We start from the raw sequence: 933 nt of genomic DNA, 5'->3' as shown, positions 1-933 counted from the left end.
GTGAGTCGCGCGTGGCCTGCTGTTCAGACTGTCGGCAATTGCATCGAGTTCGTCCTGACTGTAGACCGGGAGGTCCGTGCCTTTGGGCAGATACTGGCGCAGCAGCCCGTTGGTGTTCTCGCAGGTGCCGCGTTGCCAGGAACTGTGCGGTTCGCAGAAGTACACGTTCACGCCGGTTGAGGTGGTCAGTTCCTTATGCCGCGACATTTCTTTGCCCTGGTCGTAGGTAAAGCTCTGCCGTAGTGGTGCGGCAATCGAATTGAGTTTGGCAGAGAAGCCCGCCAGCGCGGACGCGGCGGTGGCGTCTTCCATCCTGGCAAGCAGCACCAGGCGGCTGGTCCGTTCGACCAGAACGCCGACGGCGGACTGGTTGCCGGCACCTTTGATGAGATCGCCTTCCCAGTGTCCAGGCAGCAGTCGGTCTTCGATTTCAGGCGCTCGCAGATGAATGCTGACCATGTCGGGAATCTGTCCGCGCCGGTCATTGCCCCGTGTGCGCGGCATGCGCGTGCTGTGGCCGTGGCGCAAGCACGCAATGAGCTGACGGCGCAGTTCGCCACGCGGCTGGGCATAGATGGCCGTGTCCCCCAAGGGGACTTCCTTCGGTGCGTAGATGGTTTCGTGTGAAACCTGCTGGGTCGGGTCGGTCGGATAATCAGTGTGGCCGATATCTGCTGGGGCGACCATTTCCACTCGAGCAGCGTGAGAACGACACGCCAGCAGACACCTTGCAGGCAGAGCTTTGCGGGACGGCGACCCGCGCTCCGGCGCGCGGCGCTGAACGCTTCAGCCAGCACCGACGCGTAGCCGGCAGAACAGCTGTTTCGCGTCAGTTCACGACTCACGGTGGCCGGCGAGCGCCCGAGTATCCGGGCCATGGCCCGGATACTCGAACCCTGCAGATGCAGGCTTGCAATGGTCAGGCGCTCTTCA

At 63.0% G+C, this 933-nt stretch carries 1 pseudogene; it reads right to left on the bottom strand.

Going from position 1 to position 933, the window contains the following annotated elements:
• A pseudogene (locus HV796_RS42795) lies at positions 1 to 933 on the bottom strand (IS30 family transposase); the annotation flags it as partial.

The organism is Paraburkholderia humisilvae (assembly GCF_902859855.1).
Lineage (GTDB): Bacteria > Pseudomonadota > Gammaproteobacteria > Burkholderiales > Burkholderiaceae > Paraburkholderia > Paraburkholderia humisilvae.
The sequence above is the reverse complement of the archived record's forward strand: the minus strand, read 5'-3'. Positions and strand labels throughout refer to the sequence as shown.